18 protein-coding genes are annotated in these 16,914 nt (G+C 46.3%); all 18 read left to right on the forward strand.

The annotated features are described in order from the left end of the window. Positions 1–41: 41 nt before the first annotated feature. On the forward strand, positions 42–701 hold the full coding sequence (locus tag HT574_RS12250; protein WP_175244817.1) for a YczE/YyaS/YitT family protein: 660 nt from the start codon (positions 42–44) through the stop codon (positions 699–701). Between the two features lie 10 nt (positions 702–711). Then, the gene (cymR, locus tag HT574_RS12255) at positions 712–1,128 is read left to right on the forward strand and encodes a cysteine metabolism transcriptional regulator CymR (protein WP_175244818.1); all 417 of its coding nucleotides are present in this window, start codon (positions 712–714) and stop codon (positions 1,126–1,128) included. Between the two features lie 18 nt (positions 1,129–1,146). Continuing rightward, the gene (locus HT574_RS12260; protein ID WP_175244819.1) at positions 1,147–2,289 is read left to right on the forward strand and encodes a cysteine desulfurase family protein; all 1,143 of its coding nucleotides are present in this window, start codon (positions 1,147–1,149) and stop codon (positions 2,287–2,289) included. Positions 2,290–2,306: 17 nt separating this feature from the next. After that, positions 2,307–3,422 carry a tRNA 2-thiouridine(34) synthase MnmA gene (gene mnmA / locus HT574_RS12265; RefSeq protein WP_175244820.1) on the forward strand — a complete coding sequence of 372 codons (1,116 nt, stop codon included), beginning with the start codon at positions 2,307–2,309 and terminating at the stop codon, positions 3,420–3,422. Positions 3,423–3,567: 145 nt separating this feature from the next. Next, positions 3,568–4,230 (forward strand): tetratricopeptide repeat protein, encoded by a 663-nt coding sequence (locus HT574_RS12270; RefSeq protein ID WP_175244821.1) that lies wholly within the window; start codon positions 3,568–3,570, stop codon positions 4,228–4,230. 18 nt (positions 4,231–4,248) lie between these two features. Continuing rightward, on the forward strand, positions 4,249–6,603 hold the full coding sequence (gene recD2 / locus HT574_RS12275; protein WP_175244822.1) for an SF1B family DNA helicase RecD2: 2,355 nt from the start codon (positions 4,249–4,251) through the stop codon (positions 6,601–6,603). A gap of 35 nt (positions 6,604–6,638) precedes the next feature. Beyond that, entirely contained in the window at positions 6,639–7,112 is a 474-nt protein-coding gene (locus HT574_RS12280) for a PRC-barrel domain-containing protein (protein WP_175244823.1), read from the forward strand. Positions 7,113–7,128: 16 nt separating this feature from the next. After that, on the forward strand, positions 7,129–7,320 hold the full coding sequence (locus HT574_RS12285) for a hypothetical protein (protein WP_015864601.1): 192 nt from the start codon (positions 7,129–7,131) through the stop codon (positions 7,318–7,320). A 12-nt stretch (positions 7,321–7,332) separates the two neighbouring features. Beyond that, the gene (locus tag HT574_RS12290; protein ID WP_175244824.1) at positions 7,333–7,467 is read left to right on the forward strand and encodes a YrzQ family protein; all 135 of its coding nucleotides are present in this window, start codon (positions 7,333–7,335) and stop codon (positions 7,465–7,467) included. A gap of 95 nt (positions 7,468–7,562) precedes the next feature. Continuing rightward, complete coding sequence (locus HT574_RS12295) at positions 7,563–8,624, forward strand: AI-2E family transporter (RefSeq protein ID WP_175244905.1); 1,062 nt, start codon at positions 7,563–7,565, stop codon at positions 8,622–8,624. Positions 8,625–8,949: 325 nt separating this feature from the next. Continuing rightward, complete coding sequence (gene alaS / locus HT574_RS12300; RefSeq protein WP_175244825.1) at positions 8,950–11,583, forward strand: alanine--tRNA ligase; 2,634 nt, start codon at positions 8,950–8,952, stop codon at positions 11,581–11,583. A gap of 70 nt (positions 11,584–11,653) precedes the next feature. Continuing rightward, complete coding sequence (locus tag HT574_RS12305; protein WP_017435576.1) at positions 11,654–11,920, forward strand: IreB family regulatory phosphoprotein; 267 nt, start codon at positions 11,654–11,656, stop codon at positions 11,918–11,920. A gap of 3 nt (positions 11,921–11,923) precedes the next feature. Next, positions 11,924–12,340 (forward strand): Holliday junction resolvase RuvX, encoded by a 417-nt coding sequence (gene ruvX / locus HT574_RS12310; protein WP_017435577.1) that lies wholly within the window; start codon positions 11,924–11,926, stop codon positions 12,338–12,340. Positions 12,341–12,356: 16 nt separating this feature from the next. After that, positions 12,357–12,644 (forward strand): DUF1292 domain-containing protein, encoded by a 288-nt coding sequence (locus HT574_RS12315; RefSeq protein WP_017435578.1) that lies wholly within the window; start codon positions 12,357–12,359, stop codon positions 12,642–12,644. A 127-nt stretch (positions 12,645–12,771) separates the two neighbouring features. Then, entirely contained in the window at positions 12,772–13,866 is a 1,095-nt protein-coding gene (mltG, locus tag HT574_RS12320) for an endolytic transglycosylase MltG (protein ID WP_175244826.1), read from the forward strand. 139 nt (positions 13,867–14,005) lie between these two features. Continuing rightward, on the forward strand, positions 14,006–14,659 hold the full coding sequence (locus tag HT574_RS12325; RefSeq protein WP_175244827.1) for an O-methyltransferase: 654 nt from the start codon (positions 14,006–14,008) through the stop codon (positions 14,657–14,659). Continuing rightward, positions 14,656–15,585, forward strand: a complete 930-nt coding sequence (locus HT574_RS12330; protein ID WP_061579637.1) for a peptidase U32 family protein — start codon at positions 14,656–14,658, stop codon at positions 15,583–15,585. Before HT574_RS12325 ends, HT574_RS12330 begins: the two co-directional genes overlap by 4 nt. Positions 15,586–15,645: 60 nt before the next feature. Further along, entirely contained in the window at positions 15,646–16,914 is a 1,269-nt protein-coding gene (locus HT574_RS12335) for a peptidase U32 family protein (RefSeq protein ID WP_017435582.1), read from the forward strand.

Consider the following 16,914-nt stretch of genomic DNA (forward strand, 5'->3'; position numbering starts at 1 on the left):
ACAATCGATTTATTTACTTTGCTCAATAATGGAGGGAGCCTATGTCCCATTCTCATTATAAATATGCATCTTTGCTCCGCTGGACAGTTTATTTTATTGGCTTATTGGTAATGTCTTTCGGGATTGTACTGACAATTAAAGCCGATGTTGGCTGTGCGCCGTGGGATGTATTGCATATCGGATTGTACCGAAAATTCGGGTTGACGATTGGGACATGGTCAATTATTGTCGGCATTGTGATTTTGGCGTTATCTTCCCTGCTTGTCAAACAGCTGCCAAAACTCGGCGCTTTTTTGAATATGCTTTTTGTCGGCGTATTTATCGATATGTATATGATGATTCCGTATTTGCAAACTCCTGCTACAATTGCTGGAAGATTTGCGATGCTGCTGATTGGCATTGTTATTGCCGGTTATGGAATGGGGCTTTATATTTCTGCCGATGTTGGCGCTGGTCCTCGCGATAGCTTGATGCTTGCCCTGATGGATTTAACCGGCTGGAAAGTGCAATATATTCGCATTGCGATGGAAGCTTTTGTTTTATTGATCGGTTGGCTGCTAGGCGGGCCGGTATCGATAGGGACGCTCATTTTTTGCGTGACGATCGGATCGGTGGCTGGCGTTGCCCTCCCGCAATGCCGAAGAATCACCGAGCGCATCATGGAACCAATTCATATGGAAACACAAGGTTTAAGTCGTTAGGAGGAGTAATATGAAGATTTCGACAAAGGGTAGGTATGGATTGACGATTATGATTGAGTTGGCAAAAAAGTATGGCGACCGCCCGATTTCGCTGCGCTCGATTGCCAAAGCAAATAATTTATCTGAACATTATTTGGAGCAGCTTGTCACACCGCTTAGGAATGCCGGGCTTGTCAAAAGCATCCGCGGGGCGTACGGCGGTTACGTGCTAGCGGATCATCCGGCGAAAATTACCGCTGGGGATGTGATCCGCGTGCTAGAAGGGCCGATCACGCCTGTCGAAGAACTCGAGGAAGAAGAGCCGGCCAAACGAGAGCTATGGATTCGCATTCGCGATGCGGTCGAGGAAGTGCTAGACAGTACGACGCTGGAAGATTTGGCGAAGTATGGCGAAGATGATAATGAGGCATATATGTTTTATATTTGATGGAAAGGAGAATGATCATTGGACCGGATTTATTTGGATCATGCCGCTACGTCACCGGTTCATCCGGACGTGGTCGAGCGCATGATTCCGTTTATGACCGAAGTGTTTGGAAATCCGTCAAGTATTCATTATTTTGGCAGACAAAGCCGTCATGCCGTGGATGAAGCAAGAGCTTTGGTGGCAAAAAGCATTGGCGCGAAAGAGACGGAAGTCATTTTCACCAGCGGCGGGACGGAAGCGGATAATATGGCGCTCATCGGCACCGCGATGGCAAACCGTGATCGCGGGCGCCATATTATAACGACGGCGATTGAGCATCACGCTGTATTGCGTGCATGTCAATATTTAGAAAAACAAGGGTTTGATGTCACCTATCTCCCAGTAGATGAACATGGAAAGGTTTCTCCAGCCGATGTCAAAGCGGCGCTTCGCGACGACACTATTTTGGTTTCGATTATGTTTGCGAATAACGAAGTAGGCGTGCTGCAACCGATTCGCGAAATCGGGCAATTGCTAAAAGAGCACCAGGCTTATTTTCATACGGATGCGGTGCAAGCTTATGGACTTATACCGATGGACGTCAATGAGCACCATATTGATTTGCTGTCTGTTTCAGGCCATAAAATAAACGGCCCAAAAGGGATTGGCGCTTTATATGCCCGGGAAACGGTCAAGCTGTCTCCGCTTTTTTACGGCGGGGAGCAAGAGCGGAAACGCCGCGCCGGAACGGAAAATGTCGCCGGCATTGCCGGGCTCGCGAAAGCGGTGGAAATTGCCCAAGAAACGATGAAGCAAAAGCAGGAAGAGTATCGCTTGCTTAGGGAAACCATGTTATCTATTTTTGCCGAATCAGGCATCGATTTTGCAGTAAACGGAAGTGAAGACGGATTGCCGCATATCGTCAATGTGGCGTTTCCAGGCACAAACGTCGAGTCGATGCTGGTCAATCTCGATTTGACGGGAATCGCTGCTTCCAGCGGTTCGGCGTGCACCGCTGGATCGATTGATCCGTCCCATGTGCTTGTCGCCATGTTCGGAAAAGAATCAGAACGAATTCGCTCGTCGATTCGCTTTAGTTTTGGACTTGGAAATACAAAAGAACAAATTGAGCGGGCAGCAACGGAAACGGTAAAAATTGTGAAAAGATTAACAAACAAATAAACGGGGGGGTGAAACATGTGAATAAAGCGCCAAAAGATACACGTGTCGTTGTCGGCATGTCTGGCGGTGTGGATTCTTCCGTCGCGGCGCTGCTTTTAAAACAGCAAGGCTACGATGTCATTGGGATTTTTATGAAAAACTGGGATGATACAGATGAAAACGGTGTCTGCACGGCGACGGAAGATTACGAAGATGTAGTGCGCGTCTGCAATCAGATCGGCATTCCGTATTACGCCGTCAATTTTGAAAAACAGTATTGGGATAAAGTGTTTACGTATTTTTTGGATGAATACAAAGCCGGACGCACTCCAAACCCGGATGTGATGTGCAACAAAGAAATTAAGTTCAAAGCATTTTTAGAACATGCGCTATCGATTGGAGCCGACTACGTAGCGACCGGGCATTATGCGCGCGTGGCGTATCGCGACGGCGAATATAAAATGCTGCGGGGCGTTGATCAAAATAAAGACCAAACGTACTTTTTAAACCAATTAGGACAAGCGCAGCTGTCCAAAGTAATGTTTCCGATCGGACATCTCGAAAAAGCGCAAGTGCGGCAAATTGCGAAGGAGGCGGGGCTTGCCACCGCTGGAAAAAAAGACAGCACGGGAATTTGTTTTATCGGGGAACGCGATTTTAAAGAGTTTTTAAGCAATTATTTGCCGGCGCAGCCAGGCGTGATGAAAACGCTGGATGGTGAAGTAAAAGGAAAACACGACGGGGTGATGTACTATACGATCGGGCAACGCCACGGCCTTGGCATTGGCGGAAGCGGTGAGCCGTGGTTTGTCGTTGGAAAAAATGTCAAAGAAAATATTTTGTACGTAGCGCAAGGATTCAACAACAAATATTTATATTCCACTTCCCTTATTGCCATAAACGTCAATTGGGTGTCGGATCGCAAACCGACGCAATCGTTCCATTGCACGGCAAAATTCCGCTATCGTCAGCCGGATACCGGCGTTACCGTTCATCCGATTGATGACGAAAGAGTCGAAGTGGTGTTTGATGAACCAGTTCGTGCCGTTACGCCGGGGCAATCGGTTGTCTTTTACAACGGTGAGGAGTGCCTCGGCGGCGGCACCATTGATGAAGTGTTCCGCGATGGTGAAAAGCTCTGGTATGTCGGTTAAAGGATGATAGCCTTGGGCTTTGGAAAGCGAAGAAAGCGGCGGCAGATAGGAAACACCTCAACTCTTGCCTGGGTTGAGGTGTTTTTGTAAATGATAGAAAATTGCGAACATATGTGCTACAATTGGTGTAAGGGGTGACAAAACAATGGGAGATAAAAATCAACAAGGAATTTCCTATATGCGGCAAGGAAATTATGAGGAGGCGATTCAATGCTTCCACGACGCGATTGAGGAAAATCCGAAAGATCCGGTCGGCTACATTAATTTTGGCACGGTGTTAGCCGCGGCGGGAGAAGAGGAAAAGGCGCTGCAGTTTTTCCAGAAAGCGCTCGAGCTTGATGATAATGCAGCTGCCGCTTATTACGGAATAGGCTCCGTCTATTACAAACGCGGGCAATTCACGCAAGCAAAGAACATGTTTGAACAAGCGATGCGAAAAGGATTACAGGATGCGGATGCTTTTTTTATGCTCGGCATGTCGCTAATCAACCTGGAGATGCCGCGTCTGGCGCTTCCGTATTTACAAAGGGCGGTGGAGTTGAAGGAAAACGACGTGGAGGCTGTGTTTCAACTAGGATTATGCCTTGCCCATCTCGAATTGGTAGACGAAGCGATGGACTATTTCCAGAAAACGATTCAGCTAGATCCCCGTCATGCGGATGCCTATTATAATTTAGGCGTCATTTATGCCTACAAAGAGGATATCAAAACCGCCCATGACATGTTTTCTACTGCTTTGGAAATTCAGCCGGATCACCTATTAGCGGGATATGGAAAAAAGATGATGGAAAAGAAGCTACAACAATAAAAAGGCAGGGGATTCCCATTGCACCAACAGGAATCGTTTGCATTAGACGAAGCGTCGTTTATTAAAGGAACATGTGTTGCTACTATTTTCCATAACGAGGAAAATTTTTATTCCGTCATCCGCGTCCGTGTGGAGGAAACGAATGAAGCCTGTGAAGAACAAGAAGTAGTAGTGACCGGATATTTTCCGAAAATGAACGAACAGGATACGTATATTTTTTATGGGAAATTTCACAACCATCCGAGATTTGGCCGGCAGTACGTAGTCGAACATTTTCGCAAACAGTTCCCGAATACGAAAGAGGGACTCATTCATTATTTAGCGAGCGATTTATTTAAAGGAATCGGAAAAAAAACGGCAATGGCCATCGTCGAAACGCTCGGGGAGAATGCCATTTCTAAAATTTTAGAGGATCCAAGCGTATTAGATGGCGTTCCGAAATTAACGAAGCAAAAGGCGAAAGAATTGTATGAAACGCTGCGCACCCACGAAGGATTAGAGCAAACGATGATCGCCCTTTCACAGTTTGGGTTTGGGCCGCAGTTAGCGATGAAAATTTATCAAGCATATCAAGAAGAAACGCTCTCCATTATTCAGCAAAACCCATACCAGCTTGTTGAAGATGTTGAAGGAATTGGATTTGGCCGTGCTGATGAATTGGGATATCAGCTTGGCATTTCAGGAAGCCACCCAGCGCGGATTCGCGCCGCCTGTTTATTTGCGCTGGAACAGGATTGCCTACAAGAGGGACATGTATATATAACGAAAGACCAACTGACAGCACATGTGAAGCAGCTTTTAGAAGCAAAGCGCAGTGAAACAATCCGCGCCGAAACGATTGAGCAAATGTTGGTCATGCTTGCCGAGGAAGGCAAACTCATTGAGGAGGAGGAAAGGTTTTACATTCCGTCACTTTATTTTGCCGAAAAAGGAATTGTGACAAATGTAAAACGCTTGCTGCAGCAAACGGAAGCGGTCATGACGTTTCCAGAATCGGAATTTTTACTGGCGCTCGGCAGATTGGAAGAGCGTTTGTCTGTACAATACGCTCCGCTGCAAAAGGAAGCGATTCGCCAGGCGCTTTCCTCTTCGCTTTTTATTTTAACCGGCGGGCCCGGGACGGGGAAAACGACGGTCATTAAAGGGATCGTGGAAATATTTGCTGATTTGCATGGCCTTTCCCTTGATCCGAAAGACTATACGAAAGACCGTCCGTTTCCGATTTTGCTTGCCGCACCAACGGGAAGAGCGGCAAAGCGAATGAGCGAGGCGACCGGGCTTCCCGCTGTAACAATTCACCGGCTGCTTGGCTGGAACGGAGCGGAAGGTTTTACGCATGACGAGGATGAACCGATTAGCGGCAAGCTTTTAATTGTTGATGAAATGTCAATGGTCGATACGTGGCTGGCAAATCAGCTGTTTAAATCGATTCCTGACGGCATGCAGGTGATTCTTGTTGGCGATGAAGACCAGCTTCCATCAGTTGGGCCGGGACAAGTGTTAAAGGATTTGCTAAGGGCAGGAGTGGTGCCGACCGTTCGCCTGACCGAAGTGTACCGGCAGGCGGAAGGATCATCGATTATTGAATTGGCCCACCAGATGAAAAACGGTCTCGTTCCTTCCGATTTAACGGCCCAAAAAGCGGATCGTTCCTTTATCCGTTGCCAGACAGGACAAGTAGCCGAAGTAGTGCGGCAAATTGCCGATAATGCGCGCAAAAAAGGCTTTGCTGTAAAAGATATTCAAGTGCTCGCCCCAATGTACCGCGGACCTGCCGGAATTGACCGGATGAATCAAGTGCTGCAAGAATTATTCAATCCAAAGTCTGAAAAAAAGCGGGAGCTTTCTGTCGGAGATGTCGTGTACAGGGTCGGCGACAAAGTGCTGCAGCTTGTCAATCAGCCGGAAGATAACGTGTTTAACGGGGATATTGGTGAAATTGTCGCCATTTTTTACGCGAAAGAAAATACGGAAAAGCAGGATTTGGTCGTTGTTTCGTTTGATGGCATAGAGGTCACGTATTCGCGGCAAGACTTGTCGCAAATTACCCATGCCTATTGCTGTTCGATTCATAAAGCGCAAGGAAGCGAATTTCCAATTGTTATTTTGCCGGTTGTCAAAAGTTATTACCGCATGCTGAAGCGGAATTTGCTATATACCGCCGTAACAAGAAGCAAACAGTTTTTAATTTTATGCGGGGAGGAAGAGGCGTTTCGGCTCGGAGTCGCCCGCAGCGATGATGGGACGCGGCAGACGACGTTGGCGGAGAAATTGCAGCGGTTTCTCGCGCCATTTACCGAAGGAGAGCTGCCGATGGAAGATGCGAACATAGGGATGGAAAACGTTTCACCGTATGATTTTATGAGCAGCTAGCCAAGCTAAGCATGGCTGGAAAGGTGGGGAGATCTTTGCGAACATTTTCTCATATGAAAGGTCTTCCAGTATATGAACAAAAAACAGGGAAGATCGTTGGAAAAATCAGCGATATCTGTTTTACCAGCCATGGAAAAGTGCAAGGATTTGCAGTAGAGAGCAAAGGGTGGTTTGCCCGCCATCGCTATCTCCCGTTTTCGGCTGTGCAAGCAGTTGGAACGGATGGGATTATCATAAAGGATGCTGCCTGTTTACAACCATTTTCCTCTTTCCAAACCGGCTACTCTCTTTACAGTGAGCGCGGAATCGCCGGCAAACCGGTGATTACGGCGGATGGGAAAAAACTTGGATTATTAGAGGATGTATATTTTCACGGGCAATTGGGCATAATCGGAGGATATGAGATTACAGACGGTTTTTTTGCCGATTTAACGGAAGGAAAAAAACGAATTGCTGCTGCCCCTTTCACCGCGGGGGAAGAAGCGATTATTGTAAACACAACGATGTAAGGAGAGTGGCTGTTTCGTGCTCATTTGCCCGAATTGCAAAAGCAAAAATTTAGGGAAAATTGGTGTGAATCAATACTATTGTTGGGACTGCTTTATTGAATTATCCGTGTCAAAAGGGATTATTCACGCCCATCAAGTCGAGGAAGACGGGACGTTAAGCTCGTTAGATGATTTGTTTGATGAACACGAGCGCACAATCCAATTTTAGGAGGGAACGTGCATGAATCGGACAATGACCTCTCTGTTGGCATTAGGATTAGGTGTTGCTGCCTATCGAGTAGCACAGCGCAATAACTGGATGAACAACCGCACAATGAAAAAAATGCAACGCCGTTTAGCCCGCGCCATTCGCTAAAAGCTGGCGCCAATTCCTGTAAACATAGCGGGAATTGGCGCTTTTTTGCATAATTCCGCTCCCTTCTCCTACACTAACGGTAAGGGGGTGTTATGATGGGGGAACAGCAGTGGTTGTCGATTGTTCGAATTGGCAAATGGCTGCTTATTACGGTTATTATTTATTTAATCGTCCGTATGAAAGAAGTGTGGCTGCCTGCCGTCGATTTATTGATTACCGCGTTGATTCCATTTATCATTGCCGCTTTTATTACTTATTTATTGCATCCGTTGGTGGAATACATTCATGAAAAGGGAATCCCACGCTGGATAGCCATTTTATTGATCTATTTTCTTTTTTTCGGCGGCATCGGCTACGGCTTGTATAAAGGTATTCCGCTGTTTATTGAACAGTCGAAAGAATTGAGCGAAAGCTTGCCGGCGTTAATCGAAACATACCGGAATTGGGCGAAGGACATTCATAACCAGACGTCGACATGGCCAATGGAAATTCATACACGAATTGAAGCGATGCTGACGCTAATGGAACGAACCGCTGCCGATACGTTAACGATGGTGATGAATGGTGTAAAAGGATTGGTCAATTCGGCGTTTCTGTTTCTGCTTATTCCATTTATTGTATTTTACATGTTAAAGGATATCGAACTGCTGAAAAAAGCGGTATGGTATATGACGCCGAAACGGTGGCGGGAGCCGGGAATGGCCTTTTTGAAAGATGTTGACGAATCGCTTGGCAACTATATCCGCGGGCAATTGTTTGTAGGAGCCGTGATCGGCACGGTGGCCGCGCTCGCTTTGTGGCTTGTTGGAATGGATTATCCACTGTTACTTGGCTGCATCATCGGCATCACCAATATTATTCCTTATTTTGGACCAATTATCGGCGCCATTCCCGCGGTCATTTTAGCGGCAACCGTTTCCTTGAAGATGGTGCTCATCGTCGCTGCTATTATTTTTCTCCTTCAATTTTTGGAAGGAAATATTTTATCACCGCTGATTGTCGGAAAAAGTTTGCATATGCATCCGCTCGTGATTATGTTTGCTTTGTTTTTTGGCGGCGAAATTGCCGGAGCGCTCGGCCTTATTATTGCTGTTCCGCTTTTGGCAGTATTGAAGGTGGCTCTTCTTCATTGGAAAGAACATTACCAGCCGCGTTGACAAATCGATATGGCTTGCCTATAATCATACATTGAAAAAGTGAATATACATAATGCGATGACGGATCGAGTATGTTACAGTCCATCTTAAAGCGCGAATTCGCGCACAGAGAGGAATTTCCGCGGCTGAAAGAAATTCCAGATGAAGGGTAACAGAACGCTAATCCGGAGCGCAGGCAAAACCTGACGTCTAAGCCACGTTACGGCTAATGAGGTGATGAACGCTCTGCCGTTCATAAACAGGGTGGTACCGCGAGCATAACTCTCGTCCCTGAAGGGGATGAGAGTTTTTTATATATTATATTACATAGAAAGGGAGGATCATCATGAAGAAGCTTACTTCTGCGCAAGTAAGGAGAATGTTTTTAGAGTTTTTTAAGGAGAAAGGCCATGCCGTTGAGCCAAGCGCCTCTCTCATTCCTGTTGACGATCCGTCGCTGTTATGGATTAACAGCGGGGTGGCGACGTTAAAGAAATATTTCGACGGCCGCATTGTTCCAGAGAACCCCCGCATTTGCAATGCGCAAAAATCGATCCGTACCAATGACATTGAAAACGTCGGCAAAACCGCACGCCATCATACATTTTTCGAAATGCTCGGAAACTTTTCCATCGGCGACTATTTCAAACGGGAAGCGATTCATTGGGCATGGGAATTTTTAACGAGCGAAAAATGGATTGGCTTTGAGCCGGAGCGGCTGTCTGTCACGGTTCATCCGGAAGACGAAGAGGCGTTTGAAATTTGGCATAAAGAAATCGGCATTCCGGAAGAACGAATCATACGGTTGGAAGGAAATTTCTGGGATATTGGCGAAGGACCGAGCGGACCAAATACAGAAATTTTCTATGACCGCGGCGAAGAATTTGGAAACGATCCGAATGATCCGGAATTGTATCCAGGCGGGGAAAACGACCGCTATTTAGAAGTGTGGAACTTGGTATTTTCGCAATTCAACCATAATCCAGACGGCACGTATACGCCGCTTCCAAAGAAAAACATTGATACGGGCATGGGCCTGGAGCGGATGTGCTCGATTTTGCAAGGAGTGCCGACTAACTTTGAAACCGATTTGTTTATGCCGATCATTCGTGCGACAGAGCAAATTTCCGGACAAAAATATGGTGTGGACAAGGAGAAAGACGTGGCTTTTAAAGTGATCGCTGACCATATTCGCGCGGTCACATTCGCGATTGGCGACGGCGCGCTGCCGTCAAACGAAGGGCGCGGATATGTATTGCGACGGTTATTGCGCCGTGCGGTTCGCTATGCTAAGCAGCTCGGTATCGAGCGGCCGTTTATGTACGAATTGGTGCCGGTTGTCGGCGAAATCATGAACGATTTCTACCCGGAGGTAAAAGAAAAAGCCGAGTTCATCCAAAGAGTGATCAAAAATGAAGAAGAGCGCTTCCATGAAACGCTTCATGAAGGGTTGGCGATTTTAGCAAGCGTCATTCAAAAAGAAAAAGAACGGGGAAGCGATGTCATTTCCGGAGAAGATGTGTTTCGCCTTTATGATACCTATGGTTTTCCAATTGAACTAACGGAAGAATATGCGCAAGAAGAAGGAATGAAAGTCGACCACGACGGATTTGAACGGGAAATGGAGCGGCAGCGTGAGCGCGCCCGTGCCGCTAGACAGGACGTCGACTCGATGCAGGTGCAAGGCGGCGTGCTCGGCGATATTAAAGTAGAAAGCAAGTTTGTCGGTTACGACCAGCTCCATACCGCCTCTACGGTCGCCGTTATTGTCAAAGATGGGCAGCTTGTCGATGAAGTAAAAGAAGGAGACGAAGCGCAAATTATATTAGATGTAACTCCGTTTTATGCGGAAAGCGGCGGACAGATCGCCGACCAAGGCTGGCTTGAAAACGAAACGACAAAAGCGTTTGTAAAAGATGTGCAAAAAGCGCCAAACGGGCAGCACCTGCATTATGTCGTCATCGAAAAAGGAACATTGAGAAAAGGAGAAACATATACAGCACAAATTGATGAGGCAAAACGGGCCAATATTATTAAAAACCATACAGCGACCCATCTGTTGCACCAGGCGTTAAAGGATGTGCTCGGGCCACATGTCAACCAGGCAGGATCGTTAGTCGCTCCAGACCGCTTGCGCTTTGACTTTACCCACTTTGGCCAAGTGAAGCCAGAGGAGCTAGAGCAAATTGAAGCCATTGTCAATGAAAAAATTTGGCGCAGCATTCCGGTCGACATTTTCTATAAGCCGCTTGAAGAAGCGAAAGCGATGGGGGCGATGGCGCTATTTGGCGAAAAATACGGCGAGATTGTCCGCGTCGTGCAAGTAGGCGATTACAGTTTAGAGCTTTGTGGAGGCTGCCATGTGCCGAATACCTCGGCGATCGGTTTGTTTAAAATCGTCTCCGAGTCCGGAATCGGCGCCGGCACCCGCCGGATTGAAGCCGTTACAGGCGAGGCGGCGTATCGCTTTATGAATGAACAAATCGCCCTCTTGCAAGAAGTAGCGCAAAAATTAAAAGCGAACCCGAGAGAAATAATGGGGCGACTAGACGCATTAATGAACGAAATCCGTCAATTGCAGCGAGAAAATGAATCACTTGCGGCCCGTCTTGGCAATTTAGAAGCGGCTAATCTTGTCCATAAAGTCAAAGAAGTAAACGGCATTCCGGTATTAGCTAGCAAAGTCAATGCGACAGATATGAATCATTTGCGGACGATGGTAGACGATTTGAAGCAAAAACTAGGATCCGCTATTATCGTGTTGGCTGCTGTGCAAGAAGAAAAAGTAAACTTGATCGCCGGTGTCACGAACGATTTAGTGGAAAAAGGATACCATGCTGGAAAATTAATTAAAGAAGTGGCCGCTCGCTGCGGCGGCGGTGGCGGCGGTCGTGCTGACATGGCACAGGCCGGCGGAAAAGACCCAAGCAAAGTCGGAGAAGCATTGCAATATGTCGAAAAATGGATAAAATCCGTTTGATAATTGATAAAGATAGTGTACAATGGATGTAAGATAGGGAGATGCCAGAACGGAGAGCGAGGTGGAGACGGTGAGCTCGTTTGACCAAACGATGCGGTTTCATTTTTCGGAAGAGCCAGCCGAAACAAATATTCGCGAAGTGCTGCTGACGGTGTATGACGCTCTGCAAGAAAAAGGATACAATCCGATTAATCAAATTGTCGGGTACTTATTATCTGGCGACCCTGCTTACATCCCCCGCCATAAAGATGCGCGCGCGTTAATACGAAAAGTGGAGCGTGATGAATTAATTGAGGAATTGGTGAAATTCTATTTACAAGGGCAACGAAAGGATTAACCGATGCGTATATTGGGACTTGATTTAGGTACAAAAACGCTTGGAGTAGCAGTTAGCGATGAACTGGGCTGGACGGCGCAAGGACTGGAGACGATCGCAATCGACGAAGAGCGAGGAGAATACGGGCTGAAGCGGCTTCGCGAAATTATTGACGAATATCAGGTCGAAACGATTGTCGTCGGATTTCCAAAAAATATGAATGGAACCGTTGGTCCGCGGGCGGAGGCGAGCCAGCGCTTCGCAGAATTGCTCAAACGGGAATTTTCCCTTCCAGTCATATTGTGGGACGAGCGTTTATCTACTATGGCGGCGGAACGGATGTTAATCGCCGCCGATCTCAGCCGAAAAAAGCGCAGAAAGGTTATTGATAAAATGGCGGCTGTCGTCATTTTGCAGTCGTATTTGGATAGTAAACAGTAAATTGGAGGAGAAAAATATGGAACATGGCGATCGACATATTACTGTTGTCGATGAAAACGGCAATGAGCAATTATGTGAAATATTGTTTACGTTTGAGTCAGAGGACTTTGGAAAATCGTATGTGTTTTATTATCCGGTAGGTGCAGAATTTGAAGACGATGACGAAGAAACGGAAATTCATGTGTCGGCATTTATTCCTGGTGAAGGTGAGCAAGAAGGGGAACTGCTGCCAATTGAGTCGGAAGAAGAATGGGAAATGATTGAAGAAGTATGGAATACGTTCTGCGCCGAACAAGAAGAATGAGAAAAGTAGGATGAAAAAGATGGCCCGGTATACCGGGCCATCTTTTTTATTGAAAAAAAAAAGACAAACGAATAGCGAAAAATGCAAAAATTTGTAGTATAATATCACGAGTGAAAGGAGGTTTCCAATGGACAATAACCAATTTTTACAAAAAGATGCACAAATTGTACGAAAAATCGTGTTGCTCGTTTGTGCTGCTATATTGATTGCTTGTATCGCGATAGGGGTAGGCAGCTATTTCTATATCAAGTCGGCGTTGCAACCAGTCGATCCACAGGACAAAAAGCCTGTTCATATATCGATTCCTATCGGCTCTTCCGTGAATGAGATTGCCAATCTGTTGGAAAAAAAGAGGCTGATCAAAAGCGCAACAGTGTTTCGCTATTACGTCAAATTTAAAAATCATGTGGATTTCCAAGCAGGGGAATACAAACTAAATCGTTCCATGTCCGTTGACAATATTATTGCAGTTTTAAAAACGGGAAAGGTAACGAAAAAAGCCGGACTTAAGCTAACGATTCCCGAAGGGACGCAAATAACGCAAATCGCGGCCATCATTGCTGAAAAAACGGGATATAAGAAGGAAGAGGTGCTAAAGCAGTTAAATGACCGTGCTTATATTGAACATTTGATGCAAAAATACCCTACCGTTTTGTCGAAGGATATTTTTAATAAAAACATCCGTTATCCGCTAGAAGGCTATTTGTTTCCTGCTACGTATTCGTTTGATGAAAAAAAGCCTCCTATTTCCGACATTATTGAGGAGATGTTGGGGAAAACAGCAGAGGTGTTAGCGAAATACGAACAGGATATGAAGAAAGCAAATATGTCGCCGCACCAGCTGTTAACCATATCCTCTCTAATTGAGGAGGAGGCAACGGAAAAAGCGGATCGCCAAAAAATTGCGAGCGTGTTTTACAACCGCCTCCGCAAGGGCATGCCATTGCAGACAGACCCTACCGTTTTGTATGCACTTGGCAAGCATAAAGATCGCGTTTATTATAAAGATTTAGAAGTAAAATCCCCATATAATACGTATATCTACAAAGGCCTCCCGCCTGGGCCGATTGCCAATGCGGGGATGATGTCGATTCAAGCGGCATTGAAACCTGCGAAAACGGACTATTTCTATTTTCTTGCTACACCAGGCGGAGATGTTGTTTTTACCAAAACATTGGAAGAACATAATCGTCAGAAGGAGAAATATATTGGAAAACAATAGAATCGAATGTGAATTGCTGGACGACGGGCGAAAATATTTCGCATTTCGTATGTTTTGTGGTAGTATATATAAAGTTATCAATCGCTATCCTACAATAAGAGTCCTTCAGTGACTCTTATTTTTTCGGGGAGGGGCTCTTTTGATATCGAAAGAAATCGTCCAATATATTAAGCAGTTTATTCCGGAGCGGGATAAGCAAATAAAAGAGATGGAGCGTTACGCGCAAGAATATGATATTCCCATTATGGAAGTGACGGGAATAGAAGTAATGCTGCACATATTGAAAATCGCCCAGCCAAAGCGGATTTTGGAAATCGGCACAGCGATAGGGTATTCGGCGATCCGCATGGCAAAAGCGCTTCCCGCCGCCGAAATTGTTACGATTGAAAGAGATAAGGAGCGATATGAGCGAGCCCTTTATTATATCAACCAAACAGGGACAAGCGGGCAAATCCGCGTCATTTTCGGAGATGCGCTCAACGTTTATAGCGATGTCGCGAAAGCTGCCCCATTTGATGTTTTGTTTATTGATGCGGCAAAAGGACAATACCAGCGCTTTTTTGAACTGTATGAGCCGCTGCTTGCAGAAAACGGCTTGATCATTACGGATAATGTGTTGTTCAAGGGGCTTGTTGCAACAGAGGAGCCAATTGAAAACAAGCGCATGCGCCAGTTAGCGGCGAAAATTCGCCGTTATAACGAATGGCTTGCAGGCCGCAAAGATTACGAAACGATCATTCTTCCGGTTGGGGATGGGGTGGCAATATCAAGAAAACGAGGTGAAAGGCAATGAAAAAACCAGAATTGTTAGTGACGCCAACGAGCGTTTCCCACATACATGATTTAGCCAATGCCGGCGCCGATGCGGTGATGATCGGCGAACAGCGTTACGGTCTGCGCCTCGCCGGGGAGTTTTCCCGCGCGGATGTAGCAGAAGCGGTGAAAGCAGCGCACCAATACGGCATGAAAGTATATGTCGCGATGAATGCCATTTTTCACAATGATAAAGTCGATGAACTTGGCGATTACATTCGTTTTCTTGCCGAGGTCGGCGCCGATGCGATCGTCTTTGGCGATCCGGCCGTATTAATGACGGTGCGTGAAGTCGCTCCCCATATGAAGCTGCACTGGAATACGGAAACGACGGCGACAAACTGGTATACGTGCAACTACTGGGGGAGAAAGGGGGCAAAGCGCGCCGTTCTCGCCCGTGAATTAAATATGGAGGCGATTTTGGAAATTAAGAAGCATGCGGAAGTAGAAATCGAAGTGCAAGTGCACGGAATGACGTGCATGTATCAGTCGAAGCGTTCATTGATCGGCAACTATTTTGAGTATCAAGGAAAAGTGATGGAAATCGAACGAAAAAAATATGAAAAAGGCATGTTTTTATATGATAAAGAACGCGACAATAAATATCCGATTTTCGAGGACGAAAACGGCACACATATTATGAGTCCAAACGATATTTGCATCATTGATGAATTGAGCGAGATGGTAGACGCAGGGATTGACAGCTTTAAAATCGATGGAGTGCTGCATGAACAAAGCTATATTACCGAAGTGACTAAACTGTATCGCCGCGCCATTGATTTATGTGCAGAAAACCGTGCGCAATACGAAAAAGAAAAGGATGAGCTGCTGGCGAAAATCGAAGCGATTCAGCCGAAACACCGCCCATTGGATACGGGATTTTTCTTTAAAGAAACGGTTTACTAACAACAAAAACGAGCGATACGTTGCATCACGCTAGGCAATAAGAAAAGGAGGAATGAGCGGATGCTGCTAAAAAATGATAAAATTTCCGAAATCATTGACGGCAAACGCGTAATCGTGAAAAAACCCGAGCTTCTCGCTCCGGCCGGCAACTTGGAAAAGCTAAAAATCGCTGTGCACTACGGCGCAGATGCGGTGTTTATCGGCGGTCAAGAATACAGCTTGCGCGCGAACGCCGATAACTTTACGATCGAAGAAATAAAAGAAGGTGTTCAGTTTGCAAACCAATATGGCGCCAAAGTGTACGTAACGGCCAACATTTATGCGCATAACGAAAACATTCCCGGCCTTGAGGAATATTTACAGGCGTTAGAGCAGGCCGGCGTTCACGGCATTATTGTCGCCGACCCGCTTATTATTGAAACGGCGCGCCGGGTGGCGCCGAAATTGGAAGTGCACTTAAGCACGCAGCAGTCGCTCGCTAATTGGAAAGCGGTGCAATTTTGGAAAGAGGAAGGATTAGAGCGCGTCGTGCTCGCGCGCGAAACGAGCGCGCAAGAAATCCGCGAAATTAAAGAAAAAGTCGATATTGAGATTGAAGCGTTTATTCACGGAGCGATGTGCTCGGCGTACTCCGGCCGCTGCGTGTTAAGCAACCATATGACGGCGCGTGATTCCAACCGCGGAGGCTGCTGTCAATCGTGCCGCTGGGATTATGATTTATATAAATTAGAAGGGGATAAAGAGATTCCGCTCTTTGATGAAAACGACGCACCATTTGCTATGAGCGCTAAAGATTTGAATTTGATTCGCGCCATTCCAGCCATGATTGAATTAGGAATCGACAGCTTAAAAATTGAAGGACGGATGAAATCGATCCATTACGTGGCGACGGTTGTGAGCGTATACCGCAAAGTGATTGATGCGTATTGCGCGGATCCCGACCATTTCGTCATTCGCGAGGAATGGATAAAAGAGCTTGATAAATGCGCCAACCGTGATACAGCTCCGTCTTTCTTTGCTGGCATGCCAGGATACAACGATCATATGTACGGTTCGCACAGCCGCAAAACGACCCATGAATTTGCCGGCCTTGTTCTCGATTATGATAAAGAAACGCAAATGGTGACATTGCAGCAGCGTAACTTCTTTAAACCAGGTGATGAAGTGGAATTTTTTGGTCCAGAAATTGAAAACTTCACGCAAGTCGTAGATAAAATTTGGGATGAAAATGGGAACGAATTGGACGCGGCGCGCCACCCGCTGCAAATCGTCAAGTTTAAAGTAGAGCGCGAAGTCTTCCCGTACAACATGATGAGAAAGGAGAACTAA

It is taken from the genome of Parageobacillus sp. VR-IP (genome assembly GCF_013357975.1).
Classification (GTDB): Bacteria; Bacillota; Bacilli; order Bacillales; family Anoxybacillaceae; genus Saccharococcus; species Saccharococcus caldoxylosilyticus.